The organism is Cognatishimia sp. F0-27, from assembly GCF_020667845.1.
GTDB lineage: Bacteria > Pseudomonadota > Alphaproteobacteria > Rhodobacterales > Rhodobacteraceae > JAFMPQ01.
The window spans coordinates 1-25640 of the sequence record NZ_JAFMPQ010000017.1 but is presented as its reverse complement, the minus strand read 5'-3'; the positions used below and the strand labels follow the sequence as shown (position 1 = coordinate 25640).

General features: G+C 61.6%; 28 protein-coding genes and 1 pseudogene. 10 read left to right on the top strand and 19 right to left on the bottom strand.

All coding sequences use genetic code 11. The features are described from left to right. The first annotated feature begins 77 nt into the window (after positions 1-77). Both hemP and J1C49_RS10820 read left to right on the top strand, forming a co-directional pair. The gene (hemP, locus tag J1C49_RS10825; protein WP_227445842.1) at positions 78-242 is read left to right on the top strand and encodes a hemin uptake protein HemP; all 165 of its coding nucleotides are present in this window, start codon (positions 78-80) and stop codon (positions 240-242) included. Between the two features lie 77 nt (positions 243-319). Further along, on the top strand, positions 320-586 hold the full coding sequence (locus tag J1C49_RS10820; RefSeq protein ID WP_227445841.1) for a DUF1289 domain-containing protein: 267 nt from the start codon (positions 320-322) through the stop codon (positions 584-586). A gap of 140 nt (positions 587-726) precedes the next feature. Here J1C49_RS10820 and J1C49_RS10815 read toward each other — a convergent pair whose 3' ends face one another. Both J1C49_RS10815 and J1C49_RS10810 read right to left on the bottom strand, forming a co-directional pair. Next, entirely contained in the window at positions 727-1197 is a 471-nt protein-coding gene (locus J1C49_RS10815) for a Dps family protein (protein ID WP_227445840.1), read from the bottom strand. Positions 1198-1306: 109 nt separating this feature from the next. Further along, complete coding sequence (locus J1C49_RS10810; RefSeq protein ID WP_227445839.1) at positions 1307-1735, bottom strand: hypothetical protein; 429 nt, start codon at positions 1733-1735, stop codon at positions 1307-1309. Between the two features lie 277 nt (positions 1736-2012). Here J1C49_RS10810 and J1C49_RS10805 point away from each other — a divergent pair, with 277 nt between their 5' ends. After that, positions 2013-2483, top strand: a complete 471-nt coding sequence (locus tag J1C49_RS10805) for a hypothetical protein (RefSeq protein WP_227445838.1) — start codon at positions 2013-2015, stop codon at positions 2481-2483. A 64-nt stretch (positions 2484-2547) separates the two neighbouring features. Here J1C49_RS10805 and J1C49_RS10800 read toward each other — a convergent pair whose 3' ends face one another. The 12 genes from J1C49_RS10800 to hmgA all read right to left on the bottom strand — a co-directional run bounded on the left by J1C49_RS10800 (position 2548) and on the right by hmgA (position 16182). Further along, complete coding sequence (locus tag J1C49_RS10800; RefSeq protein ID WP_227445837.1) at positions 2548-3471, bottom strand: MBL fold metallo-hydrolase; 924 nt, start codon at positions 3469-3471, stop codon at positions 2548-2550. A 178-nt stretch (positions 3472-3649) separates the two neighbouring features. Beyond that, positions 3650-4705 carry a lipocalin-like domain-containing protein gene (locus tag J1C49_RS10795; protein WP_227445836.1) on the bottom strand — a complete coding sequence of 352 codons (1056 nt, stop codon included), beginning with the start codon at positions 4703-4705 and terminating at the stop codon, positions 3650-3652. Further along, complete coding sequence (locus J1C49_RS10790) at positions 4695-7073, bottom strand: ABC transporter permease (RefSeq protein ID WP_227445835.1); 2379 nt, start codon at positions 7071-7073, stop codon at positions 4695-4697. Before J1C49_RS10790 ends, J1C49_RS10795 begins: the two co-directional genes overlap by 11 nt. A 4-nt stretch (positions 7074-7077) precedes the next feature. Beyond that, positions 7078-7773, bottom strand: a complete 696-nt coding sequence (locus J1C49_RS10785) for an ABC transporter ATP-binding protein (protein WP_227445834.1) — start codon at positions 7771-7773, stop codon at positions 7078-7080. A 79-nt stretch (positions 7774-7852) separates the two neighbouring features. Further along, entirely contained in the window at positions 7853-9085 is a 1233-nt protein-coding gene (arsJ, locus tag J1C49_RS10780) for an organoarsenical effux MFS transporter ArsJ (protein ID WP_255670661.1), read from the bottom strand. Between the two features lie 29 nt (positions 9086-9114). Beyond that, complete coding sequence (locus J1C49_RS10775) at positions 9115-10113, bottom strand: ArsJ-associated glyceraldehyde-3-phosphate dehydrogenase (RefSeq protein WP_227445832.1); 999 nt, start codon at positions 10111-10113, stop codon at positions 9115-9117. After that, positions 10110-10961 (bottom strand): helix-turn-helix domain-containing protein, encoded by an 852-nt coding sequence (locus J1C49_RS10770; protein WP_227445831.1) that lies wholly within the window; start codon positions 10959-10961, stop codon positions 10110-10112. The genes J1C49_RS10775 and J1C49_RS10770 overlap by 4 nt, the downstream gene beginning before the upstream one ends. A gap of 101 nt (positions 10962-11062) precedes the next feature. Further along, a complete protein-coding gene (locus J1C49_RS10765; RefSeq protein ID WP_227445830.1) occupies positions 11063-11263 on the bottom strand; it encodes a DUF2783 domain-containing protein in 201 nt (66 codons plus the stop codon). Next, positions 11260-12891: an FAD-dependent oxidoreductase gene (locus J1C49_RS10760; RefSeq protein ID WP_227445829.1), complete on the bottom strand. Its 1632-nt coding sequence runs from the start codon at positions 12889-12891 to the stop codon at positions 11260-11262. Before J1C49_RS10760 ends, J1C49_RS10765 begins: the two co-directional genes overlap by 4 nt. 35 nt (positions 12892-12926) lie before the next feature. Next, complete coding sequence (locus J1C49_RS10755) at positions 12927-13877, bottom strand: MBL fold metallo-hydrolase (protein ID WP_227445828.1); 951 nt, start codon at positions 13875-13877, stop codon at positions 12927-12929. Continuing rightward, positions 13874-14824, bottom strand: a complete 951-nt coding sequence (locus J1C49_RS10750; RefSeq protein ID WP_227445827.1) for a fumarylacetoacetate hydrolase family protein — start codon at positions 14822-14824, stop codon at positions 13874-13876. Before J1C49_RS10750 ends, J1C49_RS10755 begins: the two co-directional genes overlap by 4 nt. Continuing rightward, positions 14821-16182 (bottom strand): homogentisate 1,2-dioxygenase, encoded by a 1362-nt coding sequence (hmgA, locus tag J1C49_RS10745; RefSeq protein WP_370639400.1) that lies wholly within the window; start codon positions 16180-16182, stop codon positions 14821-14823. The genes J1C49_RS10750 and hmgA overlap by 4 nt, the downstream gene beginning before the upstream one ends. A 108-nt stretch (positions 16183-16290) precedes the next feature. On the opposite strand from hmgA, the gene J1C49_RS10740 reads away from it, so the two are divergent. Continuing rightward, positions 16291-16689: a MarR family winged helix-turn-helix transcriptional regulator gene (locus J1C49_RS10740; RefSeq protein ID WP_370639399.1), complete on the top strand. Its 399-nt coding sequence runs from the start codon at positions 16291-16293 to the stop codon at positions 16687-16689. A 255-nt stretch (positions 16690-16944) separates the two neighbouring features. Beyond that, complete coding sequence (locus J1C49_RS10735; RefSeq protein ID WP_227445825.1) at positions 16945-17967, top strand: extracellular solute-binding protein; 1023 nt, start codon at positions 16945-16947, stop codon at positions 17965-17967. A gap of 320 nt (positions 17968-18287) precedes the next feature. Here the strand turns inward: J1C49_RS10735 and J1C49_RS10730 are convergent, their stop codons facing one another. Both J1C49_RS10730 and J1C49_RS10725 read right to left on the bottom strand, forming a co-directional pair. Beyond that, positions 18288-18485 (bottom strand): ferrochelatase, encoded by a 198-nt coding sequence (locus J1C49_RS10730; protein WP_227445824.1) that lies wholly within the window; start codon positions 18483-18485, stop codon positions 18288-18290. Positions 18486-18627: 142 nt separating this feature from the next. Then, positions 18628-19227, bottom strand: coding sequence for a L,D-transpeptidase family protein (locus tag J1C49_RS10725; protein ID WP_227445823.1), 600 nt, complete (start codon positions 19225-19227; stop codon positions 18628-18630). Between the two features lie 164 nt (positions 19228-19391). On the opposite strand from J1C49_RS10725, the gene J1C49_RS10720 reads away from it, so the two are divergent. Beyond that, complete coding sequence (locus J1C49_RS10720) at positions 19392-19973, top strand: CAP domain-containing protein (protein WP_227445822.1); 582 nt, start codon at positions 19392-19394, stop codon at positions 19971-19973. A gap of 268 nt (positions 19974-20241) precedes the next feature. Here the strand turns inward: J1C49_RS10720 and J1C49_RS10715 are convergent, their stop codons facing one another. Next, positions 20242-20724, bottom strand: a complete 483-nt coding sequence (locus tag J1C49_RS10715) for a MarR family winged helix-turn-helix transcriptional regulator (protein ID WP_227445821.1) — start codon at positions 20722-20724, stop codon at positions 20242-20244. A 244-nt stretch (positions 20725-20968) separates the two neighbouring features. Between J1C49_RS10715 and ectA the strand changes: the two genes are divergently transcribed. Genes ectA through J1C49_RS10695 form a run of 4 tightly spaced genes read left to right on the top strand, consistent with a single transcriptional unit; the run spans position 20969 to position 24660 of the window. Further along, on the top strand, positions 20969-21499 hold the full coding sequence (gene ectA, locus J1C49_RS10710; RefSeq protein ID WP_227445820.1) for a diaminobutyrate acetyltransferase: 531 nt from the start codon (positions 20969-20971) through the stop codon (positions 21497-21499). Between the two features lie 44 nt (positions 21500-21543). Then, a complete protein-coding gene (ectB, locus tag J1C49_RS10705) occupies positions 21544-22830 on the top strand; it encodes a diaminobutyrate--2-oxoglutarate transaminase (protein ID WP_227445819.1) in 1287 nt (428 codons plus the stop codon). A gap of 5 nt (positions 22831-22835) precedes the next feature. Then, positions 22836-23237 (top strand): ectoine synthase, encoded by a 402-nt coding sequence (locus J1C49_RS10700; protein ID WP_227445818.1) that lies wholly within the window; start codon positions 22836-22838, stop codon positions 23235-23237. 1 nt (position 23238) lies between these two features. Continuing rightward, positions 23239-24660, top strand: a complete 1422-nt coding sequence (locus J1C49_RS10695; protein ID WP_227445817.1) for an aspartate kinase — start codon at positions 23239-23241, stop codon at positions 24658-24660. A 331-nt stretch (positions 24661-24991) separates the two neighbouring features. On the opposite strand, the gene J1C49_RS10690 is transcribed toward J1C49_RS10695, so the two are convergent. After that, positions 24992-25498 (bottom strand): alpha/beta fold hydrolase, encoded by a 507-nt coding sequence (locus tag J1C49_RS10690; RefSeq protein WP_227445816.1) that lies wholly within the window; start codon positions 25496-25498, stop codon positions 24992-24994. A gap of 46 nt (positions 25499-25544) precedes the next feature. Then, positions 25545-25640: pseudogene (locus J1C49_RS10685) on the bottom strand (IS5/IS1182 family transposase); the annotation flags it as partial.

Here is a 25640-nt window from a genome sequence, read left to right as displayed (position 1 = left end):
CGGGCCGCATGATCCGGATTGCCATGATAAACCGCTCGCCCGGAGGCGCGGCCGACGGTTCTTTCAGGTGTGACCAGATGACAGAAGAGCCAGAGAGAGGGACCACGCCGGAAGAGGGCGAGCCCGAAACCCTCGACGCACGCACCCTGATTCGAAGCGGAAACTGCGTCCGGATCGTTCTCGATCAGCAGGTTTACGTCCTGCGCATTACACGGGGTGGCAAACTCATTCTGACAAAGTAGATGGATGCGCCCGGGACCCTGTTGCGAAACAGGCCATAGACTAGACCCGGCGGACCGGAAAAACCGGGAGGACAACAATGCCCAAAACGCCCAGCCCCTGTATCGATGTGTGCAAGTTCAAACGCGCCGGCCATTGCATTGGCTGCTCGATGACGAAGGACCAGAAATCCATGTTCAAGGCGCTGAAGACGGAAAAACACCGCCAAGCGTTCGTCGAGATGCTCGTCGGTCAACAATCACGTCTTGGGAAATACCGCCACTGGAGCCTGAAATATCTCCGGAAATGCCTCAAGAAGAAGGTCAAGCCAGTGCAGACGGTGCGGGATCTCGCGTCCAACACCTGAGCAGCGGTCAAACAGATGCGTGCCGGTTGCCGCGTTTGGCGCTGTGGCGAGCCGCTGGCGATGCAACGGGTTCAGTATGAGCCCGCCAAACAAGAAGAAGCGGCCACACCCGGCCGCTTCTCTCCGCAAGGCAGTCTCGATCAGGCGAGATGCGCGCGCAGGAACCACGCAAACTTCTCGTGGGTCTGACCGCGGGCGATGCACAGGTCTTCGGTCAGCGTGTCACCATGCTCCGCTGCAAGCGCACCAGCCCCTGCCAGCGTTGCCGACAGCGTTTCCTGTGCCTCTTTCATCGTCTTGATCATCTCCTGATCGGACGCATGCCCGTCATGCTCCTGAACCTTGGAGCGCGTCAGCATGCCCGCGAGCGTGCCTTCCGCGTGGGCGTCCAGCGCCTTGATGCGTTCCGCCAGATCGTCTTGTGCAATGAAGTGATCTTCGTAGATCTTCTGGAACAGGTCATGCAGCGGCCCAAAAGCCATGCCGGTCACGTTCCAATGAAAATTCTGCGCCATCATCGTCGTTACAGCCGTTTCGGCGACTGATTGATTGAGGGCATCGGCGATGGCGGTGCGCGCGTCGGTGGACAGGGCAACAGCGGTCTGGGTCATGGTAAGCTCCAACATGAACAATGGGTCCGCTGGCTCGCGTAGCGCTGACTTGCGGTATTCTGAAGTTAGTCAGTCGCGGTTCGGCGACAAGGCTATTTTTAGAATAATTCTAACTCATGACGAACCGGTTGGAGATTTCTCCAATCAGGAACCGCACAAGGCGCTGATGCTGATACGCGATGCGCGATCCGAGCAAGAAGCGCAGACTGGCCAGATCGTTGCGACGCGAGGCCAGACCAAGCTGGATCAGCCAGTTCTCGTCAAGACTGCGTTCGACTGTGCCAGGCGCATGCAAGCGTGGCCTCTTCCCCAGAACCTCGGCGAGGCAGCGCATCAGGGCTTCCGCATGCGCCTCGCGCGCCACTGCCGGATTGGCGTGCAATGCGGCGCAGGCCGCAAAGAGGGTCGTATGCGGCTTTGTGCGGCATGACATGAACACGGCGCGTAGATGATCGAGAAAGGCCACAGCCCCTGCGGTGACCTCCGGGGCGGAAGCGGGGCGCGCCAATGTGGGGATTGCAGCAGTCGAAGATCCCATAATGCCCTTGCTCGGTCTGGCCAAATACTCAGGCGCCACATCATGCACCACCTTATTTCCGACAAATCTAGTCAGAAAATTGGATTGAGACAAGCCGGCCACCGATCGTCATGCCTGTAGACGCGTGCTTCACACTGACGCGGGCCCAACGCCGTCTGTGTCTGCGTCACATCCTTATCGAAAAAGGCACCGCGGGTGCCGCAAACCGACACAAAAGGTCGGCTTCGGAGCAAGAATCTGCTAATGCTTGGAAAACCTGGAATCTGCAAAAACGAATATGAGTGATCCGGACACGGCAGGCGCGGCTTCCCAAAGCGCGCGAGACATTGTCGAGACCCTGCTGGAGCGCACCACGCGCAGCCTGATGACCGGCGATTTCGACCTGTTTGCAGACTGTATCTGGCTGCCCTACAGCGTGGAGACCTTTGCCGGAAAACGCGCTGTTGAAACCCGTGAGATGCTCGCGGAGCTTTTCGACTTCAGCCGGCGGTTCTACCGCATGAGCGGTGTGACACAGATCGTGCGCCACTGTGTTCAGGCAGAAGAACTGCGCGACGCGCTCATCGTATCAACCTACGAGACGCGGCTTATTCAATATGGCAGCTTCCTGCCACGCGAACCCTTTACCACCTTCGTGGAAATCGCCTGTCGTGACACCATATGGCGTGTCCAGCGCGGTCAGTATGCGATCGCAGATTCACCCGCGCATAACAAGGTTCTGCTCGGCCAGAGCGCAACAGGGACCTAGCGACAAGGCCGGACGGGAATAGGAGGGCCGCGCGACATCTGCGCACGGCCCGAACCTCAGGGCATCAGCCCATCAGCTGGCCCGCTTCCGGAACCCAGCGGAATTCCGCGCCGTCAGAGCCGGTATCCACATAGCCCACAGCGGGGAACGGCATGTGATACCCGATGGCCGGGATGCGGTCCGCCGCGATCATGCCAAGCACGTTGCGGCGCGCCTGAGCGGCTTGTGCCTTGTCCGCATCAAAGCGCACTTCCCAATCGGGACGCGCCAGCGACCACACCGGGTGGTTTGCAAGGTCCGCAAAGATCGCGAGCCCTTTGCCTTCGCTTTCGATCCGATACACCATGTGCCCGGGTGTGTGGCCAAACGCGGCCATGCCCGTGATGCCGGACACCACATCGTCGCCGTCGCCGAGGAATGTCATCTTGTCCGCCATGGGACGCACGTTCTGGTCAAAGCGCTCATTGCCCGCCGCGGCCCAGTGGTCGTATTCCACTTGTCCGGTGGCATAGCGCGCATTGGTAAAGGTCGGCGACCCCTCGTTCATCAGCCCGCCAATGTGGTCGCCATGCATGTGGGTGAGGACAACCACATCGATCTGGTCAGCGGCATAGCCTGCACTTTCGAGCGCGCCAACGGTGGCTTCCGCATTGAGACCGGTGTCAAACAGCACAAGCTCGCTGCCGGTATTGACGACGGTGGGCGTAAAGAAGAACTGCGCCACTTCGGTGGACAGGAAGTTCGCTTCGCTGACGGCGTTGAACTCCTCTTCGGACACGTTCATCCCGAAAATGCCCTGCGGATTTTCGCGCGGCGCGGTTCCGCCGAGGATCGTTGTCACTTCGAACCCGCCGATCATGAAGCGACGATGCCTTGCAAAGCTGGCGCCTTTCATCGGAGCTTCTGCGCGTGCGGCCGTTGCGCCAAGACCGGCAAGCGGCAGGGCGGCACCCGAAGCCAAAAGGGCGCGGCGTGTGAAGTCAGTCATTCAGAGATCTCCCAGATCTGGTCTTGTTCTTCGATCGAAACTGCATCCGACAGGCACGGCACGCGCCCGTCCAGGATAGAGAGCGACATAGAGCCGCACCATGCGTTCTCAAGCGCGCGCGCGATTTCGTGTTCACGCGCGGGCCTCGCTTCATCAGAATGCCGTCAGCCGGATGTCCTCAGTCGTAGCCTGTCATCTCCAGATAGCCGACGCCCGTATGCGACCCGGCAACCTGCACCGGCCCTTCCCAATAGGGGATTGTGAGTCCCATCCACGCTTGCGGGTTCAACGCGGACACCGTTGCATCAAGCCCGCGTTCGGGAAGGGTCACACGCCAAGTGGTCGGCACGGACCGGCCCGCAACCGTGCTTTGCGCCAACGCGTCCGCGCGGAATGCGCCGTCCGGAAAGGCGGTCGTGCTGCCATCCGCCGCGATCCATGTGGCAGAGCTGTAGCCACCGCCGTCGCGGTCGCGCAGCATGAACCCCATAAGCTTGTCACCGCTGTCGAAACTCAGGGAAAACCAATCCCACCCCGCTTGTGTGTCCGCCAAGGGCTGTGACGACCATTCGCGGTCAAGCCAGGCCTGACCGGTCACGGCGACCGGCCCATCCGGCAGCGTCAGGGTTCCGCTGACCTCGTAGAACGGCTGGGAATAGTAATAGCTCGCCTGCCCTTGTGCGGACTTCACCGAAAACCCGTCTTCCCCGTGGAAAACGAGCGGCCCCTGCGCGTTCAGCGACAACTCATAGGCAAAGTCCGGGCCGCTCGCCGTAAGGGACACCGTATTCAGCGACGCGCCTTGCATCGACCAGTCGTCGATCCACGCATGGAAAGGCGCCGCCGTCACCCCCGCCTGTCCGATCCCGCCGCGTGCGAAACGCTCGGTGGCATAATGAGCATCGGGCGTGGTTGCTGCGGCATGGCCGAACCAGACCTGCGGCGACCGCCAGCCCTCGGCTTCCATCGGAGCAAGCGCGGACCGAAACAGGGTCCATTGTATGCCGTAGGGTGTGCCATCCGGACCTGTCAGATTGGCCGTGAGATACCACCACTCGATGCGATACGCCGGGTGCGGACCATGATCCTGCGGGAAGGCGAAATCCGGGTCGGGCGCCGGGGTGGCGAAACCCTCGGCGTCGGTGCCAAGGCCGGCAAAGCCCTGCGCCCCCGCGGGGAGCGGCGCCAGCGCCAACAGAGCCCAGATGAGACAAAGACAGATCCTACCGTTCATGGGCAAACACCTTGAGCAAACGCGACGGTGGCGTCTCGCGCAAGCGCCACGCGGGCCAGAGCGCGGCGAGGGTTGCCGCTGCCAGCGCATAGAGACCAAGCCGCAGGTAGTCCCCCGGGAAGAAATGGATCGGCAAGCGCCATCCGAAGGCCTCGACATTCACCACCGTCAGCAGGAGCCATGCGAGCGCCAGACCAAGGGGAAGCGCCAGCACCGCCGTCATGGCCGCGAGCGCAACCGTGCGCGCAAGCTCGATCCGGCCAAGCTGGCGCCGGGTCAGGCCCAACGCCCAGACCGGTGCAAGCTGCGGTGTGCGCAGGTCGGACAGGGTGAGCAGCGACATCAGCATCGCAAACCCGGCAACCGCGAGCGTCAGCACATTCAGCGCCGCCGTGACCGAAAAGGTGCGCTCGAACACGGCAAGGGAGAAAGCCTTGAGATCGGATTGATCGGTAACGGCCGATGCCGGAATGGCCGTTTTCGCGATCAGGGCGTCGCGCAAGGCCGGCGCGTCGTCCGTGCGGGCCCCAAATTGCAGGGCCGGACGATCCGGCCAGATCGCCGCAAAAATCCGTTCGTCGATCACCGCCTGCCCAAGCGGGTTGCCATAATCCGCAGCAATGGCGGACACGGTCAGGGTTTCGCCCTCAAGCGTGATTTCATCGCCAACGCGCAGCCCCGTGCGTGTGGCCAGCTGTTCGTTGATCACGCTGCCTGATCCGGCGGCCACCGCATCCCAAGGCGCGGGACCAGAGGCCACAAAGGTCCAGTTCTCGCGGTAGGTCGGGCCGGTCCGGATCCCGAGGATCTGGCTTGGCTCTCCGGCAATCACGGTTTGTGCGCGGGCAAGAGGCAGCGTCTCGCGAGCGTTGACGATCAGGAAAGCCTCGATGCGTTCCGCTTCGGAAACGGTCTCTGCGGCGATGTAGAGCTCGGGTGCAAGGCGTTGGTCCAGAAAGCTGGTAAAGGCCAGCCGGAAGCTGCCCACCATGGTCGATACGCCGATATTGGCGGCGATCGCCAGCAAAAGCGCCATCAGCGCAAGCGACAGTCCCGGCAATTGCTGGCGCGTATCGGCCAACGCCCATTGCGATACCGGACCCCGGGCACGTGCCGTGAGTCCGGCGAGGCACAGCGCAAGCATCGGCGGCAGCAGCAAGGCGGCTCCGATCAACAGCGCTCCAAGCGAAACGAACCCGGCGAGGAGCCCGGCTCCGACCAGCGAAATCCCGGCCGCCAGCGCCAGCAGGCTGAGCCCGGCAACCGCAAGCGCCCATTGCCCACCCCGCGATGCCATCGCCCAGGCGCGTGGCCGAGCAGAGGCGAGAAGCGGCATACGCGCGATTTTCCACAGCTGGCCCGCGGAAGCCAGCGCGGTTCCGAGCACCGCGATCCCCAGACCGGACAGCCACCATTCCGGCCGGATCGACAGACCGCCGGTCAGCTCCGCGCCATAAAGCCCCCGCAGCGTCGCTGCCACGTCCGGCAGCAGAAAGGCCGCGATAACATAGCCCAGAACGATGCCGATGGACCCGGCCAACACGGCCAGCGTGAGCATCTCAAGCGCAATCAGCGCCACGAGACGCGGCAAGGGCACGCCAAGCGTGCGCAGGGTGCGAATCACGCCACGCCGTTGCTCGAAGGCGAGACCGATCACGCTGTGCACGATGAAAAGCCCGACCGCAAAGGACAGAAGGCCAAACGCCGTGAGGTTGAGATGAAAGCTTTCCGTCAGCTCTCCGACATCCGCCGTCTGGCGCGCCGGCTCAAGCCGCAGCTCGGGCGCGACCGAAGCCAATGGCGGACGGGACAGCGGTTGCGACCGTGCAACGATCAGCCGCGAAAGATCATCGCGGCCAAGCAGCCGCCCCGCCGCCCCGATATCGGTGAGCGCGAGCCCGGGAGCCAGCGCGGGGTCGGGAACCACCCGCAAGGCCAGTTCGGGAAGCGCGCGCGCCGTGTCCGGATGCGCATAGATTACCCCCGGCGTCAGGAATTCCAGAAAGGGCGTCTCTCCGCCGGGTGTCACTGGCGACAGCCCTCCCGGCGCGGTCAACGGGTCGAGCCCCATCAGCCGCACTGATCCGACACGTCCTTCGAGAATTGGCGACACAAGCCAGCCCGCCCGGCGCAGGGCAACATAACGGTCCAGCGGGATCGACGTTCCCTCGCGCGGCACGACCTGATCGAATTGGCCCTCGCCCAACGTGGCAGAAGCCGCGTCATAGCTGGCGCGCGCCTCGGCGTTGATGGCCTGCACCCCGGACCAGAGCGCTGTGGCCAAGGCCAGTCCCGTGACAAATGTCACAAGCTGCAACGGATTGCGCATCCAATGCGACAGCAGGGCGGAGACTACGGTCCGGGTCATCGGGTCACGAGGCCCGTGCCGATCCGGTTTGCCCCGAGGCGGACGCGTCCAGCAGACCTCCGCGCAGGTGCAAACGGCGCGCCATTTCGGCGGCGACGGCTTGGGAATGCGTCACAACCATCAGGGCGGCACCGGTATCCGCCACCAGCGCGCGCATCTGGGCCAGAACCTCCCCCGCGGTATCCTCATCGAGATTGCCGGTCGGTTCATCCGCAAGAACAAGTTTGGGCCGGGCCGCCAGACAGCGCGCGATGGCCACCCGCTGCTGCTGACCGCCGGAGAGGGCTTCGGGATACTTGTTGCGCTGGGACGTGAGGCCAAGCGCCTCCGTCAATGCCTCTGCGTGGGCGGCGTCATAGGCCCCGGCCAGTCTTGCCTGAAAGGCGATATTCGCCGCGACCGTCAGAGACGGGACAAGATTGAACTGCTGAAAGATCACCCCGACCGTGCCACGACGCAACGCCGCGCGACCGGTGTCATTGAGCGTTGTCACCTCCTGCCCGTCGAGCCGGACCGAGCCGCCATCGGCCGTTTCCAACCCGCCCGCGATGTGCAGAAGCGTGCTTTTGCCCGATCCCGATTCACCGGTCAGCGCGACGGTCTCTCCGGCTGCAACGTCGAGTGTCACGCCACGCAAGACCGGCACGGGACCGTCCACGCTGTCGAAACTCTTGGTAACCTGCTCCAATGATAACAGCACCGGGTCCTCCTTCGGTCTCTGCGTCACCTATTGCAAGTGAGCGCGAAAACCAGAGGCAAAGCCACAGGCGCGACCGGTCTCAGGCGGTATCGGGTGGGGTCAGGCGCCCGGTCAGAAGCGCCGACGCCCCGACCATCACCGTGGCGGTCGCCAGCATCAAGGACAACCCGCCACTCTGGTAGGTGGCTCCGGACAGCACCGTGCCAAGGAGGCGACCGCCTGCATTGGCCATGTAGTAGAAGCCCACATCCATCGTCACCCGTTCGGCCTTTGTGAAAGCCAGGATGAGATAGGAATGGAGCGCGGAATTCACCGCAAAAACGGCCCCAAACGCCAACAACCCGATGACAAGCGAAACGGTAAGCCAGGGGTCCGGCCCCGCCGAGCCCAGCGCGGCAATGGTGAGGAGCGCCGGGATTGCCGCCAAAGCCCATGCCCAGCGCCGCGCGGCATGGACCAGGTCGGTTTCGCTGCGCGATGCCGCCCGCAGGATTGCGGGAGCGCTGGCCTGCACCGCGCCATACAAGATGATCCAGAGCGCCATGAAACCACCGATGGAAAAGAAGGCCGCGCGGTTGCCGGCTTCGGATCCGTCAGACAAGACCGCGTAGAAATAGATCGGGATGCCGACGACAAACCAGACATCCCGCGCGCCGAACAAAAACACGCGCGCGGCGGAGAGCCAGTTCACATTAGCCGATTTGGAGAACACCTCGGAGAATTTCGCGCCTTTGCTCCCGCGCGGAAGACCCGCCGGCATGGTCAGCACAACCGCCAGCAAAATGACGAAGAGGATCAGCGCCATCCCGAGCACGGCACCGGCAAAACCCAGCGTCGCCAGCAACGCAGACCCAAGCAGGAACCCCAGCCCCTTGACCGCATTCTTGGACCCGGTGAGCAGCGCAACCCAGCGAAACAAGCCGCCACCCTCGCTTGGCGCCAGCAGTTTGACTGCGGACTTGGACGACATCTTGGCCAGATCCTTGGCCACGCCGCTCGCGCCCTGCACAAGCATGACAAAGGCCACCGAAACGCCCGTCGCCCAAGCAGGGTCAAGCCGCGATAGCGCGAGCAAGGCCAGAACCTGCAGCGCGAGACCGGCATAGAGCGTGCTGGTCAAGCCAAAGCGCGCGGCAATCCATCCGGCGCAAAGGTTGGTGATCATGCCGGCAATCTCGTAGAGCACAAACAGATACGCCAGCTGCACCGGAGAAAAGCCGAGAATGTGGAAATGCAACAGCACCAGCATCCGCAAGGCACCATCGCTCAGCATGAAGGCCCAATAGGCCGCCGTCACCACGCCATAGGCCATAAGCCCGTCGGACCGCGCGGGCGCGTCGGTCACAGCGAGGCTCCCACCATCAACGCGACATCGACCAAGCGATGCGCATACCCCATCTCGTTGTCATACCAGGCATAGACCTTCACCTGTGTTCCGTTGACGACCATGGTCGAGGGCGCATCCACGATGCTCGACCGCGTATCGTTCGTGTAATCGGCCGACACGAGCGGGCGCTCCTCATAGCCGAGAATACCCTTGAGCGGACCGTCTGCCGCATCCTTGAAAAGCGCGTTGACGGCTTCTGCACTTGTCGGGGTTTCGACCTCGAAGACACAATCGGTGAGCGACGCGTTGAGCAAGGGCACGCGCACGGCATGGCCATTCAAGCGGCCCTTGAGTTCGGGATAGATCAGCGTGATGGCCGTTGCACTGCCCGTGGTGGTTGGGATCAGTGAGTTCAGAGCGGAACGCGCCCGGCGCAGATCCTTGGCGGGCCGGTCGACAATGGTCTGCGTGTTGGTCACATCGTGGATCGTGGTGATCGACCCATGACGGATGCCCAGCGCTTCATGGATGACCTTCACCACCGGCGCGAGGCAATTGGTCGTGCAGCTGGCCGCTGTGACAATGCGATGGCGCGCCGGGTCATAGACCTCGTGGTTCACGCCATAAACGATGTTTGCCGCGTCGCCGTCCTTGACCGGAGCAGAAATGATCACCTTTTTCACACCCGCCGCGAAATAGGGCGCTAGCGCGGCGTCGGTCTTGAACGCACCGGTGCAGTCGATGACCACATCGACCCCGTCAAGCGGCAGATCCTCAAGCGCGCGTGCGCCGACAAAGGGCAAACATGTGCCATCCACGGTGAGAGACTCCGCGTCATACGAAAATTCGGCGTCCCAGCGTCCATGCACCGTGTCGAATTCAAGCAGATGGGCATGCATCGCCGGATCGCCCACCGCGTCGTTGAGAAATGCAATCTGCGCCCCTTTTTCAAGCAAGGGTTTGAGGGCAAGTTTGCCGATCCGGCCGAGGCCGTTGATTGCGTAGGTGGTCACGAGAGCTCTCCGGTGGGGTTGCGGGCGATATCGTCAACCGCGCGTTGCAGCGCGACCCGGTCCAATGTCTCGACCGGTAGGGCGGTAAACGCACGGATACGGTTGTGCAATGCGCCATAGGTTTGTTGAAAGGCAAGCGCCCGTTCGGCATCGGTGCCTTGCACGGCCGCCGGGTCGGGAAGCCCCCAATGGGTTGCGATGGGCGTTCCGGTCCAGACAGGACAATCCTCGTTCGCGGCCTGGTCGCAGACGGTAAAGACGAAGTCGAAATGCGGGGCGTCGGAGGCGCGCAGGTCATCGACCGACTTAGACCGCAGCATGTCAATCGGATGCCCCTTGGCGCGCAACAGGTCGAGCGCCATCGGGTGCGGCGCTCCGCGCGGATGCGTCCCCGCAGAAAAGGCCTCAAAGCGGTCGGGCCTTTCTGCGCGCAGGATGGCTTCAGCCATGATGGAACGCGCGGAGTTTCCGGTGCAGACAAACAGGACAGAATACCGCCCCTGCCCCTGCTCCTGCCCCGCGTGAGGCCGCAACGCGCCGACCGCGTTGGTTTCGCAGATTTCCGGTCGCCCGCGGCAACACTCCTGCATCAGGTAGGTCACGGTTTCCCGCGCGTGCATCATGTCGATGGCATAGCGCAGCGAGGTGCCATCCCGCGTCTGGGTAACAAGACCGCACTGACGCAGTGCATTGAGATAGGTCGAGAGGGTATTTGGCTTCAGGCCGAGCGCATGTGCGATTTCCGTGGCCGGCACGCGGTCCGGGTAACGACGCATCAGCAGCCGAAACACCGCAAGGCGCTGCGGGTGACCGAGGGTTGTGAGTCTTTGGGTAACCAGTGATTCCATAATTCATGTATATGTGAATTATGGAGAGGCGCAAGCCTTGAATTCTGGGTCCGGTCCTGATCTCCGAATATCCTGCACGCAATCAGGTTGGAGAGGTCCGGTCAGGTCTCAGACGGTCCGGACTGCGCCAAGGCAAGCGCCGCGCGCAGGACTGCGCGGTCGCCGATGTGATTGGCCAGAACGAGGATCAGCCGCGCATTGAGCGCATCACTGTCAGCCTTGCTCAGCCCGTTATGCGCGGTCAGCAATTCCTGATAGAACCCATCCGGATCATCGATATTCGGCTCACGCATCACGCTCATGTCAGCGTCCTTCCAAGGCTTTGTTCCAGAGCCTCTCGCACACGCGCATGGTCAAACTCCGGCCAGCGGGCCACCACATGCTGATCCGGCCGGATCAGGTATATCGCGCTGGGCGCATCGCCCAGATACCGGTCCCGCAATTCCCGTGAAACGCGTGGCAGGTGCACGACATGCAGGTCGACCCCCTCATCGGCCGCGACCTCCGGGGCGTCGCCCCCAAGCGCCAGAAGTGTGAACCGACCGTCAAGGTGGTCGAGCAGGAACCCGTCCTCCACCGGCGCATCGCAACATGCAGAGCCCGGCCGCGTGCGGTCCGGACCGCCCAGCGCGTCTTCGCCAAAAAGCGGGAAGCCGTCATAAACGCAAGGCACCGAGAGCCGTCCGGAATTCACCAAGGGGCGCGCGAAAGGCGCATGGGCTGCCAGATCCAGAACCGCGTTGCGGAAGATCTGGCTGATTTCGGTTTTCGGCGTCATGAAGTCCGTCGCGCGCGACGAATTCAGGATGTTTTCATCGGCTGCGAAAGCGCGTTCGCTGGCATAGGTGTCGAGGAGGGTGTCGCTCACCTGCCCCTTGGCGACCAAATCGAGTTTCCAGGCGAGATTTTCCGCGTCCTGCACGCCGGAATTCGCCCCGCGCGCCCCAAAGGGAGACACTTGATGCGCGCTATCGCCCGCAAAGAAGATCCTGCCATGCCGGAAATGCTCCATCCGACGGCATTGGAACGTGTAGATGGAGGTCCATTCGAGGCTGTATTCCGGCACCGCCCCGGTCTGTGAGGACAGCATCGCGTCAACCCGTGCGCGGATCCGGTCCGGCTCAAGCTCTGCCTCGCGGTCAATATCCCAGCCAAGCTGAAAATCGATACGCCAGATGTCGTCCGGTTGTTTGTGCAGCAGCGCGGACTGGCCCGCATTCTCGAAGGGCGGCTCGAACCAGAACCAGCGCTCCGTCGGGAAATCCGCCTTCATCCGGACATCCGCGATCAGGAAATTATCCTCGAACACGCGCCCGTCAAAACTCAGACCCAGCATGTCGCGCGTCGGAGAGCGCGCACCGTCGCAGGCCACAACCCAATCCGCCTCAAGCCGGTACGGGCCGTCTGGCGTCTCTATTTCCAGCGTCGTCCTATCGGTCGCGGGCGTTACGGATGTAACCCGGTTCCGGCCCCTGATCTCAATCGGCGCGCCTTGCGCTTGCGCCACGCGGATCGCATCCACGAGATACTTCTCGAAATAGGGCTGTTGCAGATTGATGAAGGCCGGATTGCGGTGACCCTCTTCCGGCAGAAGGTCGAATTCGAACAACTTGCCGTCGCCGTAAAAGACCTTGCCCACATTCCACACGACACCCTTTTCGAGCATTGGCGCGCCGGCGCCGAGGCGGGTGGCAATATCCAGTGTCCGCTTGGCAAAACATATCGCCTTGGAGCCAAGCCCGGCACCCTCGTGATCGTCAAGCACAAGCGCCGGCGTCCCGCGTCGCCCGAGATCGAGCGCGAGGGCAAGGCCCACCGGCCCGCCCCCGATGATCACCACCGGGTGGCGCGTGACGGCTCCGCCTTGCGCCGCCACGACGGGTTCGTAGGGGTAGAGCGTGAACGCGGTCTTGTATCGCTCGGCAACCATGGTCTTTTCTCCTGGAGGCGCCTCCGCAGGGTCGATCAGCCCTGCAACTGCTCCCACATCTCGATATCGCGCTTGTCCGTCCAGATGCGCGGATGGCTGATGCCGCGCGCTTCGTCATAGGCACGGCTTACGTTGAACGGCAGGCAATGCTCATAGATCGCGTAATCCTTGAACTTCGGATCGCATTCCGCGCGCACCGCATCCCAGGCTTCCTTGAGCGTGCCGCTGCGTGCGGCCACGCGCGCCGCAGGCTCATAGGTCGAACGCACAAAATCGCGGGTGCTTTCGATGGCGCGCGCGACCGCGTCCTTGCCGATCAGTGCGCCGCCGCGACCGGGGGCGATGGCATCGACGTCAAAAGCCTTGATCGCGTCGAGCGTGGTGCCCCAATCGGCGAAATACCCATCGCCGCAATAGCAGGCGGAATGATCCTCAACGATATCGCCGGTGAACATCACGTTTTCATCCGGCACGTGGATCACCGCGTCGCCTGCGGTGTGCGCGCGCCCGACATGCCTGATATCCACCCGCCGCTTGCCAAGATAGACGGTCATGCTGTCGCTGAAAGTCGTGGTCGGATAGGTCAGGCCGGGAATGCTTTCATGGCCTTCGAACAGGCGCGGGAAGCGTTGGAACTCGCTGTCCCAGTCCTCCTGACCGCGTTCCTCGACCATGCCGCGCGCAACATCGGACATGATGATCTGATCGGCGCCATAGGCGCTTGCACCGAGCACGCGCACCGCGTGGTAATGGGTCAGAACAAGATGGGTGATCGGCTTGTCGGTGACAGATCGAACCTTTTCGATGACTTTCTGCGCAAGGCGCGGGGTGGCCTGCGCTTCAACAATCATCACGCTTTCATCGCCGATGATGACGCCGGAATTCGGATCACCCTCGGCAGTAAAGGCCCAGAGATCACGGCCGACCTCTTCGAAGGTGATGGTTTTTTCTGTCATGTCGCCTTGCGACGCGAAAGCCTTGCTCATGTGGTCTCCACCTTTTGGGTTATGGCTCCGAAGAGATCGCGCCCGGACGCATCTTCCATCCAGATCGACACGGTATCGCCGGTCTTGAGAAACGATGTCGCGGCAGTCCCGTGCAACAAGGTTTCGACCATGCGCTGCTCTGCAATGCAGCTATAGCCCCGTCCGCCTTGCGCCACCGGCAAGCCGGGGCCGCCGCTGTCATCACGGTTGGATACGGTGCCGGACCCGATCACCGTGCCTGCGGGCAAGGCCCGTGTCTTGGCGGCATGCGCGATCAACTGGCCAAAATCGAACGTCATGTCTTCGCCCGCCTGCGTCCGTCCAAAAGGCGCGCCGTTGAGATCGACGCACATGGTTGCGTGAAGCTTGCGACCGTCCCAACCCGCAAGCGCGTCGGGACTCACCGCGAAAGGCGAACAGGCGGAGGGCGGTTTTGATTGCACAAAGCCGAAGCCTTTGGACAGCTCGTCCGGGATCAGGTTCCGCAGGGATATGTCATTGAGAAGCATGACAAAAAGGACCGCATCCGCCGCCTCGCCCGCGCTTGCGCCGCGTGGCACGTCGCCGGTGATCACGGCAACCTCGGCTTCGAAATCGATGCCCCAGGCTTCCTCGCCCGTGATCCGCGCCATTGGCCCGTCAAACACCGCGCAGCCCTGATACATGAGCGGATCGGTCCAGAATCGCTCCGGCATCTCCGCGCCGCGCGCGCGCCGGACCAGATCGACATGGTTCACATAGGCGGAGCCATCGAGAAACGTGTGGCTCTGCGGCAAAGGCGCGTCCGCGTCACACGGGTCAAGCGGGCCAAGGTCACCGCCAACCGTGTCAAACCCCGCACCACCCAGCGCGGCAAGCAGACCCGGCGCTGCGGCCTTGCGCAACACGCCGTCCGTTTCGATGCAAAACCCCGTTCCTTCGGGGAAACCCAGATGCGCAATTTTCATTTCTTGCCCGGCGTCCCGTCGAATTTCTTTTCAAGATCGGCCCAGCAATCGATGTAGTCATCCTGAAGCGGGGCTTCGTTTGCAGCAAAGGCGGTCAGGTGCTGCGGGAAGCGGGTTTCGAACATGAAACTCATGGTGTTGGCGAGGTATTCCGGCGCAAGATCGGCGTTGGAGGCCCCCTCGAAGGCCGTCTTGTCGGGCCCATGCGGCAACATCATGTTGTGAAGGCTCATGCCACCGGGCACGAACCCCTTTGGTTTGGCGTCGTAGATGCCAAAGATGTTGCCCATCAGCTCGGACATGACGTTCTTGTGATACCAGGGCGGGCGGAACGTATCCTCGGCCACCATCCAGCGATCCCGGAACAGCACGAAGTCGATATTCGCCGTCCCTTCGACGCCCGATGGCGCGGTCAGCACGGTGAAGATGGACGGGTCGGGGTGATCGAACAGGATTGCGCCGACCGGGCAATAGGTCCGCAGATCGTATTTGCAGGGCGCGTAATTGCCATGCCACGCCACCACGTCTAGCGGGCTGTGCCCGATCCGGGTCTCGTGAAACTGGCCAGCCCATTTCACCGTCACTGTCGATGGGGTTTCGCGATCTTCGAACGCGGCGACGGGCGTCTTGAAGTCGCGCCGGTTCGCCATGCAGTTGGCTCCGATCGGTCCGCGCCCCGGCAAATCGAATTTCTGACCGTAATTCTCGCAGACAAAACCCCGGCACGGGCCTTCCAGAACCTCGACCCGATAGACGAGCCCGCGCGGGATGATGGCGATTTCCTGCGGCTCGATGTCGATCACACCCAATTCCGTCGCGAAGCGGAGGCGGCCTTCCTGCGGGACGACAAGAAGCTCGGAATCCGCCGAGTAGAAATAGGCGTCTTTCATGCTTTCGGTGACAAGGTAGATATGGCTGGCCATGCCCACCTGCGTATTGACGTCACCGGCGGTGGTCATGGTGCGCATGCCCGTGAGCCAGGTCAGACCCGCTTCGCTATGCGGCACCGGATCCCAACGATACTGGCCCAGGGAAATCACATCAGGATCCACATGCGGAGCAGACTTCCAGTATGGCAGATCGATCTTGGTAAACCGGTGTGTGTGCTTGACGGATGGCCGGATGCGGTAACACCAGGTCCGCTCGTTCTGATGGCTGGGCGCGGTGAACGCAGTGCCGGAAAGCTGCTCGCCGTAAAGGCCATAGTTCACCTTCTGGGGGGAGTTCATTCCCTGCGGCAGGGCACCGGGCAATGCTTCGGTTTCAAAGTCATTGCCGAAACCCGGCATGTAGCCCGGATGGGTGCCGACCGGAGAGGCGGCAGAGCGGAGACCGTCAGGGGCGCTGTCCATGTTCATCAGATCATCCTTTTTCTAGCTGGCCGAGTCGTAGTAGTTGCTTTTGTAACTAACAACCGTGAAAATCGATCGATGTCAGAAAGCGCGCCTTTTGATCTGAGGGATTTCATGCCCTACCTGCTCAACCAAGCGGCGGATGTCACGAGCCGGTCTTTTGAGGGTGCTTACAAGGACCGCTACGGCATGCTGCGCACGGAATGGCGGGTGCTTTTCCACCTTGGTCGCTACGGCGCGATGACCGCCAAGGAGATCTGTGGCCGGGCGCGGATGCACAAGACGAAGGTCAGCCGCGCCGTGCGTGCGCTCGAAGAAAAGCGGTTCCTCGAACGCCAGACACGCTCCGATGATCGTCGTCATGAAATGCTGTCCCTGACCCCCACAGGCGCGCGGGTGTTCCGTGACCTCGTGAAAGAGGCGCAGCGGTTCGATACCGCGCTGATGGCGGAGTTCAGCGCCGAGGAAGCCGCACAGATGCGCGCCCTGCTGATTCGTCTGGCGCAGCTTTAGTAGCCAAATCGGGCCTGCCCGAATGCGAATGCCGGCCGCGGATCCGTGCCGGTCACAAAGCAGATGCGAGCAGTCCTGAACGCCTGGCGGGCCATTTCACCAAATTTTTCGACGGTTGGCGGAGATTTCTGCCGTACAATCAACAGGTCTGCGTCTTCGGTCAAATCTGACAATTTTGATAAGGAAGGGTTGATTTGTTGCGCCATTCCTGTAATTGACCAAAAAAGTAAGGAATAACCTCCAACGGAGCATCTGATGACGAGCAAGACATCCCTCCTCGCAATCGCGACCACGGCCATGGCCCTGACAAGCTATGCCGAGGCCAGCGCCAACGAGCTCAACCTCTATTCCTCCCGCCACTACGACACGGATGAACGACTCTATTCGGACTTCACCGAAGCGACCGGGATCACGATCAACCGCATCGAGGGCAATGCCGACGAGCTGATCGCGCGCATGGACGCCGAAGGCGAAAACTCCCCCGTCGATGTGTTCCTGACCGTCGATACCGTGCGCATCACCCGCGCCAAGGAGATGGGCTTGCTCCAATCCATCGACAGCGAGTTGCTCGAAGCAAAGATCCCCGCCTATCTCCAGGACGAGGACAACCAGTGGTTCGCCTTCTCGCAGCGCGCCCGCATTCTGTTCTACGACAAGAACGATGTGACCAATCCACCGATGACCTATCAGGATCTGGCCGATCCCGCCTATGAGGGTCAGGTCTGTATTCGCTCCTCCTCCAACGTCTACACCCAGAACATCGTGGCTGCGATCACGGCACATCTTGGCGAGGACGCGGCGCTTGAATGGGCGAAGGGCGTGGTCAACAACTTCGCACGCGATCCGCAGGGCGGTGACACCGATCAGCTGCGGGGCATCGTGTCCGGCGAGTGCGATATCGCGATGTCCAACACGTATTATTACGCCCGTGCGATCCGCCGCGATGTGTCCGGCCTGTCCGACAGCCTCGATCAGATCGGTTGGGTGTTCCCGAATCAGGACGATATCGGCGCCCACATGAACATCTCTGGTGGCGGTGTTGCGGCGCATGCACCGAACCGCGACAACGCGATCACCTTCCTGGAATATCTCGCCTCCGAGCAGGCTCAGCAGTATTTCTCCGCTGGGAACGACGAATACCCGGCGGTGCCCGGCATCGGCCTTGCGCCGTCGGTTGCCGCTCTGGGGATTTTCCGGCCGGACGCGATTTCCCTGTCCGATATTGCCGATAACATCGGTGCGGCGCAGCGCATCCTCGCTGAGGCAGGCTGGAAGTAATCCACGCCCGATAGGGTTCGATCAAGGCGCAGTCTTCGGGCTGCGCCTTTTTTGGTGCGCGCTTTGGAGCTGCGTCGCGCAGAGCGGGCAACCGTGTAGTCGCATGTGCAGACCAGATGGGTGCCTGCACCCAAGGCCTGGGTCGCGTGGGGTGCGCCTTGCCATTAGGTTCGGTCCGCGATCAACCGCAGCAAAGGATGGCGGCACCACACCAGACAATGCGCCGGCCGGCTAGCTTCACCCGCGCCGACCGCAGCGCCGGATACAAAAAAGGCGGCGCCAGCGGCACCGCCTTTTTAAAGATCTTGAAACCGTCCGACTTAGTTGGACTGCGTTGCAGCTGCGGCAACCAGAACAACAAGCAGAAGCGGGATCAGGATGCCAGCGGAAGAAGAGGACTGTGCAGTCTCTTCAACAACCACGACGGGCTCCATCACGACTTCGTCTTTTGCATAGGAACCGGCCATTGCGGTCGAAGCTGCGCCAGCGAATGCCGCTGCGAGTGCGATTTTTTTCATGTTATCCTCCAGATAATTGCCTATGGCCCAGGATCGGGACAATAGACACCCAAGACTTACCTCGTGACTCGGTTCAAGCAGCATTTCGAGCAATTTGCAATTCTGTCAAACGGCAAAATCGAGGCTCCGCTCGGACTTGGCGTCAAATTAGCAACACTTGGGTGCCAACATTCGCCATCTCGTAAAGTTCTTCGATGTGCTCGTTGTACAGCCCGATGCAACCGTTCGACGAACGACGCCCGATCTTGCGTGTGTCATGCGTGCCGTGGATGCGGTAGTAGGTCCAGCTCAGATGCAGCGCACGGGTGCCAAGAGGGTTATCCGGGCCGGGCGGCACGTAGTCGGGCCATTCGGGGTTGCGGATCTTCATCGAGGGGGTCGGGCGCCAGTCAGGGCTCGGATCTTTGAGGGTCACGCGGGTGCGACCACGACGCGTGAGATCCTCCGTCAGCGGAACCGACGACGGATAGAGATGATAGCGGCCGTTCTCTTCCCAGTAGTGAAGGGCCCGGCTGTCGATATCGACCAGAATGGCACCGCTGTTCAGGTTGGAGAAATACGGCTGCCAGTCGAGGGTCCGGAAACTGGAGATATTGCGGCGCGTCACCGGTGTGATGTCGCGCTCGATCTCGACAGCGTTCACATTCGGATCCTGCTGTGCCAACACCGGGGTGGCGGACAGGGCGGCTGTCCCCGCAAGGAAGCTGCGACGGCTCAGACCGCTTGAACGAAATTTTGTCATGACAAGCTCCTTTCGGCTTGAAAACTTACCCTAGGCTATATTGCCTGAATACCGCACTCGCAAATCAAACGAACGTCATCTGGCAGACTCACGCCGATGTGCGTTTGAAGTGCAACGCGTCCAAGTGTAAGCCGGTTTCAACATAATCTTAGAGAGTTCTTGCGATGCAACGCCGCGCTTTCCTTCTCATGTCTTCTGCTGCCGCCCTTGCTGCCTGCGCCGCGCCGGTCCAGGAGCCGACCCTCGCGCCGGATGGCAAGCCCCGGAGCCGGGTCTACCGAATCAGTGCCGGGGACAAAGGCCGCATCCAGTTCCGGATGCTTGATGCTGTGAATGCCCTGCGACAGACCGCGGGCCTTGAGGCGGTTCGGCTCAATTCGCGGCTGAACGCGGCGGCTGCAACCCATGCCCGCGATATGAGCGTTCAAAACCGCCCATGGCACTTCGGGTCAGACGGATCCTCGCCGATCGACCGCGTGCAGCGGGTCGGCTACACCGGTCGCCTGATCGGCGAAAACCTCTCTGAGACCTATGAGACGGAGCTGGAAACACTCGCCGCCTGGATGGAACAGCCCTCCACCCGTGCCGTGATCCTCGATCCGGCCGCGCGCGAGCTTGGTCTTGCCTGGTATCAGGAGGAAAACGGCAAGATCTGGTGGTCGATGGTGCTCGGGTCCCCTGAGTTGACCCCGACGCCTGGTCAGGTCGTGACGGCACCGCCTGCCGAAACTGGCACACGGTTCTGACCCTGTCACAGTGATCGGTGCGCCTGCGGGTGCGTGCAGCATTTCCGGCGGTCCGCCCCGTGTCTGTTCAGCGGTGCACAGGCTCGCTTCTGACCATTGTTCCAGATTTACAGGTCAAAGAACGCGCCGCGAGGCCCGATCCTGCGGTGCCTTCACATGGGAACCGCTCGTTCCTCATGTCGTCACTGGAAGGCCTGTGGCCACCGGGAAAAAGCCGTTCTATCCGCTCTGTGGCAATCCTTGCAGACGCGCAAGATGTGGGTTCCGTTCAACGCTCCTCCTGCTGTTTGATTTCCCCGGTATCCAGAACCGGTGATGCATCGATCTCTTCGGCGTCGAGCATGGAGGCGACGCGCTCCAGACTGGCGACAAGCATGGCTTGCTCCCAATCCTCCATGGCCTCGAACTTCCGCACAAAACGCTGCTGTAGCGGATCAGGCGCCTCGTTCAGCGTTTGCAGGCCCTTCGGGGTGATATGAATGTGGGTTTGACGTCGATCCTCGGTGGATTTCTCGCGCAGGACCATGCCGTCGCGCACCAGCTTGTCCACCAGAGACGTCACAGTGCCTTGTGACACGCGCATGCGCTGCGCAATGGTTTTCGCAGTGGCATTCCCGGTTTCGGCGATGATCTGCAGAACACGGAACTGCACCGCCGTCACTCCGGCCGTTTTCTTCAACTCACGACCAAAAAGCTCGGTGGCACGCAAGATGCGACGCAGGGCGATCAAACTCGTGTCAACCCGATCCATAGGCGCTCCCACACAATCCTGCCGGAGGCTCAGCATAGGAAGAAAGCAGTCGCTTGAAAAGGCGCGAGTGTTTCGTTAATCAAACTACATATCTATGAAATACCTCCGAAAATATTCTTTGTTTTCAATAAATTTTTCAGATTTTTCCCTGATTATCTCAATTTCTACAGCGTAAATTATTTGCCTGTTGAAGCATTAAACCTATCATGATAGTTCGACGATCAAACAATTCAGGAGCCAACCGATGAAGCACCCGCGTGATCTTGCTCGAGCCAGAGTTCCGAATCTGCGCAAGCCGACGGCAACCGACGGTGCGGCGATCTGGGAATTGATCCGGTCCTGCAAGCCGCTGGATGAGAACTCCATGTATTGCAACGTGATCCAATGTGATCACTTCGCCGACACATGCGTAGTGGCCGAGCTTGAGGGAAAGGCGGTCGGGTGGATCTCTGCCTATGTGATGCCGAACGATCCCGAAACGCTCTTTGTCTGGCAGGTGGCCGTTGCGGAAGACGCCCGCGGGCTTGGCCTGGGCGGTCGCATGCTTCAGGAAATCCTCGGGCGCAAGGCCTGTGACGGTGTGCAGCGCATCCAGACCACGATCACGTCGGACAACGACGCGTCCTGGGCACTTTTCCGCAAGTTCGGCAAGCTGCAGGGCAGCCAGCTCGACGCGGAGCCCTATTACAAACAGGCCGCGCACTTCCAGAAACGCCACAAGACTGAAAACCTTGTCACGATTCCTCTGGCGCAGAGCTTCGCGAAAGCCGCCTGACCCAGACGTCACTCCTTACATCGCAACAATGAAAAAGAGGTCGTATGTCTACGAACCCCTCCAATATGCCTGTCTTCAAACGCCGTGAATCCGAGGCCCGCAGCTATTGCCGCGGCTTTGATACCGTCTTTGCAACCGCGCAAGGGTCGGAAATGACCGACACTGCCGGGCGCAGCTATATCGATTTCCTCGCCGGCTGCTCGTCGCTGAACTACGGTCACAATGACCCCGACATGAAAGCGGCGCTGGTGGACCATATCTCCAATGACGGGATCACCCACGGTCTCGACATGCACACCGACGCCAAGGGTGCATTCATCGAAACATTCGAGACGCATATCCTCAAGCCGCGCGGCATGGACCACAAATTGATGTTTGTCGGCCCGACCGGCGCCAATGCCGTCGAAGCGGCGATGAAGATCGCGCGAAAGGCCACCGGGCGCACCAACGTGATCGCGTTCACCAACGGGTTTCACGGCGTGACTCAAGGCGCGCTTGCGGCAACCGGAAACGGCTATCATCGCGGCGGGGCAGGCATGAGCCTGAGCAACGTGACGCGCTTGCCGTATGACGGCTACATGGGTGCAGAGTTCGATACCTGCGACTTGCTCGAAGCGATGCTCACCGATGCCTCGTCGGGCATGGACGCGCCGGCGGCCATCCTGCTTGAGACGGTGCAGGGCGAAGGGGGCCTCAACGCCGCCAGCCCCGACTGGGTCAAACGGGTCGCAACGCTCGCGGCCGACCACGGGGCACTGTTGATTGTCGATGATATCCAGGCCGGTTGTGGCCGGACCGGCACCTTCTTTTCCTTCGATGAGATGGGGATCACACCCGATATCATCACGCTGGCGAAGTCGGTTTCCGGTTTTGGTCTGCCCATGGGGCTGGTTCTGGTGAAGCCGGAACATGACGTGATGGGCCCGGCAGAGCATAACGGCACGTTCCGCGGCAACACGCATGCCTTTGTGACCGCCCGCGTTGCCATCGAGAAATTCTGGGCCGATGAGGCGCTACAGCGGGATATTGCCCGCCGGGCAGACCTCGTTGAGGCAGGGCTTCAGGCGATCGCCGACATGGTTCCGGGCGCCTATCTCAAAGGCCGTGGCATGATGCGCGGTGTCGATGTTGGCTCCGGCGATCTGGCCGGTGAGATCTGCGCCCATGCGTTCCGGAATGGTCTGATTGTCGAGACATCCGGCCCGGATGACGAAGTGGTCAAGATCCTTGCCCCGTTGACCACACCCGACGAGACGCTGCGCAAAGGGCTCGATATCCTCATCGACGCGGCACGCAACGTCACCGGAAGCTTCAAGATGGCGGCGGAGTAACACACATGATTGTCAGAGATTTCAACGAGATCATCAAATCGGAGCGCGACCGCGTCGTGTCTGACGCCCAGTGGTCGAGCGTGCGCATGCTGCTTGCCAGTGACGGCATGGGGTTTTCGTTCCATGTCACCTTCCTCGAGGCCGGTTCGGAGCACACCTTCGAGTACAAGAACCACTTCGAAAGCGTGTATTGCATGCAGGGGACCGGTTCGATCACGGATCTTGCCACCGGCGAGACCCATGAGATCAAGCCCGGTGTGATGTATGCGCTCGACAAGCATGACCGTCACACGCTGCGGGCCGACGAAGAACTCATCATGGCATGCTGCTTCAACCCGCCCGTCACCGGCACCGAGGTGCATCGCGAGGACGGATCCTATGCAGCGCCGGGAGAAGGCGAGGCCTGAGATGACTCACACGGTGGAAAAGATCGGCGGGACGTCGATGTCGCGCCTGCATGAATTGCGCGACACACTGTTCATGGACGCAGGGGTGCCGCGCTATGGCCGGATCTTCGTGGTGTCCGCTTTCGGCGGCATCACCAACCTGCTTCTGGAGCACAAGAAGACCGGCGAACAGGGTGTCTACGCTGCCTTTGCCAACGCTGAGGAGACGCATGGGTGGCACGACGCGCTGAGCCGCGCCCGTGAGGCGATGATCGGCGCGCATGAAAAGGTGCTCGATCACCCGGCGGACATTGCGCAGGCCACCGCCTTTGTGCAGGAGCGGATCGAAGGCGCCCGCAATTGCCTGATCGACCTCCAACGGCTGTGTTCCTATGGCCATTTTCGACTGAACACGCATCTGATGCAGATCCGCGAATTGCTGTCCGGTCTGGGTGAGGCGCATTCGGCCTATGTGACGAGCCTTATGCTGATGCGCGCAGGCGTCAATACGCGGTTCGTGGACCTGTCCGGGTGGCGCGACAACGGAAACCTGTCGCTGGATGACCGGATCAGAGGTGCCATGCAAGGGATCGATCCTGCGGCGGAGATGCCGGTCGTGACAGGGTATGCGCAGTGCCGTGAGGGTCTCATGCGCGAATTTGACCGGGGTTACTCAGAGGTCACCTTTTCGCAGCTGGCCGCCCTGACCGGCGCGCAAGAGGCGATCATCCACAAGGAGTTCCATCTCTCTTCCGCTGATCCGAACCTTGTTGGCACCGAAGCCGTGCGGACGCTGGGGCATACGAATTACGACGTGGCCGACCAGATGGCAAATCTTGGCATGGAGGCAATTCACCCCTCGGCCGCCAAGACGCTTCGGCAGGCCGGCGTGCCCCTGCGCGTCACCAATGCATTCGAGCCTTCGGAGCACGGCACCGTGATCGACGATCAACCGGCGGAAACAGCCGCGGTCGAGATGGTGACCGGCCTCGACATCATTGCGTTGGAGCTGTTCGAACAGGATATGGTCGGCGTGAAAGGGTATGACGCCGCGATCCTCGAAGCCTTGACGCGTCACAATGTGCGGATCGTTTCGAAAGTCTCGAATGCGAACACGATCACCCACTATGTCGACGCGTCCTTGAAGGCGATGCGGCGGGTTGAGGCCGACCTGACAGAGCGATACCCGCAAGCCGAAGTCACCAGCCGCAAGCTCGCGCTCGTGTCTGTGCTTGGCCGCGACCTTCGCGGTCTCAGCGTGCTAACACGCGGCTTGCGCGCGCTGGAGAAGGCGGGCATGGCATCGGTTGGCGCGACGCAAGGTCCGCGCAGCGTGGACACGCAATTCATCATGGAAAGAGCGGATCGCGACAAGGCGATCAAGGCCTTGCACGAGGACTTCTTTGCCCAGCCGAGCGCTGTGGCCATGACAATCGCTGCGTGAGCCCGCCTCACCAAACATCAAAACAGGGATCGGCTGCCAATCACCCGCGCGACGCGCCCGGATACGCAGCCGGTCCATCCCGCAAACCCGCTCTGCGCGCGGGGCAAGGGTCAGTCCTAGGCGTCATGCGGGCGACAACGCAAAGACCGCAGCGCTTGTCGTTATGCCCCTGTCACGATCTGTGACCGAAGCAGCCAGCAGGCGACGCCAATGCGCCGCGCCTTCTCAACATCGGCGGACGACGCTCACTCGGCGGAGACAGCCCCGCGCTTGCACCACAGCCCCCCGGCTCGCACCAGAGCCTTGCGCCGATACCGCCACGATCATTGCGTCAATCAAGAAAGGCGCTAATTGCCGCAAGCGCCGCGTCAGGATTGTCCCAGACCACGTCATGCCCGGCATCCTGGATGACCGCGAGGGCGGCGTTTTCAAACCGGGAAAGAAAAGATGGCTGCAGCGGGCCCAACCAATTGTTGCACGCCCCTGACATCAAGAGGACGGAACCGGAAAACGCGGTCGCTCCGAACGCGAGGCGATCCATTGCCGCATCGGGCGCGTTGCGCCACGTGCTGCTGGACAAGGCCCCAAACCGCCAATTGGGCGCGGAATAGCCATCACCGCAATGATACGGATTATCCGGATGATTTGTGAAAATGCCGACCATATGGCCAACAAGGAAGTCTTCCTGCGCTGCCGCGTCCGGCCCGGACACATGCTGCGCGCGAAAACCGGTGAGCAATGCCTGCCACCCGTAACGGAACCCGGACATGTATCGACGGCTTTCCGTCTCCCAGGACGTCCGGCCATCGGCATCGAGATATCCCGGCTCGATCAACACGGCGCTTTGAACCTTGTCAGGGTTCTCCGCGAGGTAAGGTCAGGGCTCATAGCCAATAGATGACCATGGTTGCGAGTGCGATTGCTGATAGGAAGACCTTGGGACATCGGTCGTATCGTGTGGCCACACGCCGCCAATCCTT

Excerpts from the sequence above, each read along its gene's own strand:
- hemP (WP_227445842.1), top strand. The coding sequence starts at position 78 with ATGACAGAAGAGCCAGAGAGAGGGACCACGCCGGAAGAGGGCGAGCCC.
- J1C49_RS10820 (WP_227445841.1), top strand. The coding sequence starts at position 320 with ATGCCCAAAACGCCCAGCCCCTGTATCGATGTGTGCAAGTTCAAACGC.
- J1C49_RS10815 (WP_227445840.1), bottom strand. The coding sequence starts at position 1,197 with ATGACCCAGACCGCTGTTGCCCTGTCCACCGACGCGCGCACCGCCATC.
- J1C49_RS10810 (WP_227445839.1), bottom strand. The coding sequence starts at position 1,735 with ATGGGATCTTCGACTGCTGCAATCCCCACATTGGCGCGCCCCGCTTCC.
- J1C49_RS10805 (WP_227445838.1), top strand. The coding sequence starts at position 2,013 with ATGAGTGATCCGGACACGGCAGGCGCGGCTTCCCAAAGCGCGCGAGAC.
- J1C49_RS10800 (WP_227445837.1), bottom strand. The coding sequence starts at position 3,471 with ATGACTGACTTCACACGCCGCGCCCTTTTGGCTTCGGGTGCCGCCCTG.
- J1C49_RS10795 (WP_227445836.1), bottom strand. The coding sequence starts at position 4,705 with ATGAACGGTAGGATCTGTCTTTGTCTCATCTGGGCTCTGTTGGCGCTG.
- J1C49_RS10790 (WP_227445835.1), bottom strand. The coding sequence starts at position 7,073 with ATGACCCGGACCGTAGTCTCCGCCCTGCTGTCGCATTGGATGCGCAAT.
- arsJ (WP_255670661.1), bottom strand. The coding sequence starts at position 9,085 with ATGGCCTATGGCGTGGTGACGGCGGCCTATTGGGCCTTCATGCTGAGC.
- J1C49_RS10770 (WP_227445831.1), bottom strand. The coding sequence starts at position 10,961 with ATGGAATCACTGGTTACCCAAAGACTCACAACCCTCGGTCACCCGCAG.
- J1C49_RS10765 (WP_227445830.1), bottom strand. The coding sequence starts at position 11,263 with ATGAGCGTGATGCGTGAGCCGAATATCGATGATCCGGATGGGTTCTAT.
- J1C49_RS10760 (WP_227445829.1), bottom strand. The coding sequence starts at position 12,891 with ATGGTTGCCGAGCGATACAAGACCGCGTTCACGCTCTACCCCTACGAA.
- J1C49_RS10755 (WP_227445828.1), bottom strand. The coding sequence starts at position 13,877 with ATGAGCAAGGCTTTCGCGTCGCAAGGCGACATGACAGAAAAAACCATC.
- J1C49_RS10750 (WP_227445827.1), bottom strand. The coding sequence starts at position 14,824 with ATGAAAATTGCGCATCTGGGTTTCCCCGAAGGAACGGGGTTTTGCATC.
- hmgA (WP_370639400.1), bottom strand. The coding sequence starts at position 16,182 with ATGAACATGGACAGCGCCCCTGACGGTCTCCGCTCTGCCGCCTCTCCG.
- J1C49_RS10740 (WP_370639399.1), top strand. The coding sequence starts at position 16,291 with ATGCCCTACCTGCTCAACCAAGCGGCGGATGTCACGAGCCGGTCTTTT.
- J1C49_RS10735 (WP_227445825.1), top strand. The coding sequence starts at position 16,945 with ATGACGAGCAAGACATCCCTCCTCGCAATCGCGACCACGGCCATGGCC.
- J1C49_RS10730 (WP_227445824.1), bottom strand. The coding sequence starts at position 18,485 with ATGAAAAAAATCGCACTCGCAGCGGCATTCGCTGGCGCAGCTTCGACC.
- J1C49_RS10725 (WP_227445823.1), bottom strand. The coding sequence starts at position 19,227 with ATGACAAAATTTCGTTCAAGCGGTCTGAGCCGTCGCAGCTTCCTTGCG.
- J1C49_RS10720 (WP_227445822.1), top strand. The coding sequence starts at position 19,392 with ATGCAACGCCGCGCTTTCCTTCTCATGTCTTCTGCTGCCGCCCTTGCT.
- J1C49_RS10715 (WP_227445821.1), bottom strand. The coding sequence starts at position 20,724 with ATGGATCGGGTTGACACGAGTTTGATCGCCCTGCGTCGCATCTTGCGT.
- ectA (WP_227445820.1), top strand. The coding sequence starts at position 20,969 with ATGAAGCACCCGCGTGATCTTGCTCGAGCCAGAGTTCCGAATCTGCGC.
- ectB (WP_227445819.1), top strand. The coding sequence starts at position 21,544 with ATGTCTACGAACCCCTCCAATATGCCTGTCTTCAAACGCCGTGAATCC.
- J1C49_RS10700 (WP_227445818.1), top strand. The coding sequence starts at position 22,836 with ATGATTGTCAGAGATTTCAACGAGATCATCAAATCGGAGCGCGACCGC.
- J1C49_RS10695 (WP_227445817.1), top strand. The coding sequence starts at position 23,239 with ATGACTCACACGGTGGAAAAGATCGGCGGGACGTCGATGTCGCGCCTG.